The organism is Pseudoalteromonas fuliginea (genome assembly GCF_000690055.1).
Taxonomy (GTDB): Bacteria; Pseudomonadota; Gammaproteobacteria; order Enterobacterales; family Alteromonadaceae; genus Pseudoalteromonas; species Pseudoalteromonas fuliginea.
In genome coordinates, this window is record NZ_JJNZ01000110.1 from 1 (window position 1) to 1,979 (window position 1,979).

2 protein-coding genes are annotated in these 1,979 nt (G+C 39.3%); both read right to left on the reverse strand.

From position 1 onward, the window contains the following. Window positions 1-389: 389 nt before the first annotated feature. Entirely contained in the window at window positions 390-1,103 is a 714-nt protein-coding gene (locus DC53_RS00820; RefSeq protein WP_033032208.1) for a hypothetical protein, read from the reverse strand. Beyond that, window positions 1,093-1,979, reverse strand: an 887-nt coding sequence (locus DC53_RS21450) for an HNH/endonuclease VII fold putative polymorphic toxin (protein WP_204247273.1), incomplete at its 5' end; no start/stop codon positions are given. The genes DC53_RS21450 and DC53_RS00820, both read right to left, overlap by 11 nt.

Genomic DNA, 1,979 nt, shown 5'->3' on the forward strand with positions numbered 1-1,979 from the left:
AATAAAGCGTAGTACTTTGAGCGTAAAAGTGCAAAATTTTGAGTGGATGTCTAGTTTATTTAGTTTATTTGCGTATGGTTTATTTCTGGTTTATTTATCCTGTGATATGAGATACATGATAATAAAATAAAGGCATCAATTTTGATGTTTATACATTAGCTCGTCTTGACTTCAAGGGAGCGTCCATATATGTCTTTTTTGTTTCCCTTATAGTTGAACTGTATGTAATAACAGTAGTTGATACTATGATTTTTGCAAAAAAACTTGTGCCTGCCCTTTCTTTCCCTGCTTTCTTTTGTGACAACTGGGATTGGTTGCGTACTTGATGGTTAACTATTAGGAGCAGTTGATAAATAAAATACACAACTCCATCACTCTTTATTCTGGAATTAATTATCTAACATTGCAAATAACTCTGAAGACGAACTAGCAATAACATCAATGGAGCACTCTGCCAACGCCCCTGAACCTGAGACCCTGACTATCGCACTATTATTGCTTATGAGTTTAGTTATAAAACAATCAACATTAAATGGAGACCCATTCAAACTAGGTTCTTTTAGATAGGCTGCTTCAAAATAATTACTAACTCGTTCAAATTCGAACGACAAGTCATGCATTGATAGATACAATTGGAAACCAATATTCTCCCTAACAAGGACTACTCCTAAGTCTAAATTATCAATTCCTAGCCGGGCTATTCCAGAAAACTGTAAGCCTTCATTTCCCTCTGCAATATGCTCCTGAGAAAAGTCGCTATTATTTATAACTTCCAGAATGTTATGAAGCTTTTTTAGCCGTTTCCACAACCCATAATACCTTGTTATTTTTGTAGCTGGTTGCCATATACTATCGCTTGCAAATAAATAGAGTTCATATCCAGATAATAAACTTTTAGTTAAATCAGACTTTGCGACTTTGGCATTCGTCTCATCAAGCTCTACTGTTGATACAGCTCCCTCAGCAGACTCTGAAATATATGATAGAGCAGAAATCTGCCCTTGCAGCTCCGGTGCACATGCATAAGAGTCGTTACTTAAAATGAAAGAGTCATTTTCTTTAAACAAGTCAGGGCTAAATATTTTCCTAGATCTAATAGTCATAATGTCCCTCTCTTGCGTCATTAAAATGTGGCCCTCTGTTTTGAATATTTCCAGGGCTGTAGAAATGCCCTGCGGCATCTCTGCGAATAAATGTTTCTCTAAACCCACCAACGCCATTTGAAATTCTGAACCAGTATGTTTCCCCAAGCTGTGGAACTCCTCTTCTATCAAAATTTGGAGTTACTCTAGATGGCTGTTGCGAAACTGGTATTCCCATCCTTCTTTTCGCTTCCCTAAATGCGCCGCTCCTTCCAGCTCCAATTGGACTTAAGTTTATTGGTGGTGCTCCTCGAATTCCTGACAATGTTTGCTCTAAAAATTGAACATCCGATCTGTTTGTAGGGCGGTTGGGTCTCGCAACATTAAAGGTAGGGTCTAGTGTTCTTATTTGCTCAAATAAAAAATTATATCGAGCATTGACATATGATTGCATGGCATCAACATTAGCCCTACCTCGACCACGTCCGCGTGATGCCATCATCTCCCCAGTTGGCTCACTTAAACCATCGCCATTATCAATCGCTTCTTTCTCGGCTTCAAAGTCTATTCCACTGTTCGCTATTATCTGCGAAGCTTCCGAGCGCCTTCCAACACCTCCTGAAAGAGGTTGTTGAGCTACCTTTTTCTGGCTGCCAATATCCATTGACTTAAGGCTTCCAGCAATAGCGGCCTGTCCTTTACTTGAACCATTGTTGGTTATATGAACATTACCTTGGCTATCCTTTCCAATATGGCCAACTGTTTTACCATCGGAATTAGTGATCGCTTGCGTTTTCCCTTCTTCAAGACCTCCAGCACAGTCTTTCAGAGAATCGTCTGTCGAACAGTAGCCCGTGGGATCTGCACCTGATAGAGGATTATTCATTATGTAAGAAT

What these genes read in the sequence shown, in the direction of transcription:
- DC53_RS00820 (WP_033032208.1), bottom strand. Translation starts at nt 1,103, where the DNA reads ATGACTATTAGATCTAGGAAAATATTTAGCCCTGACTTGTTTAAAGAA.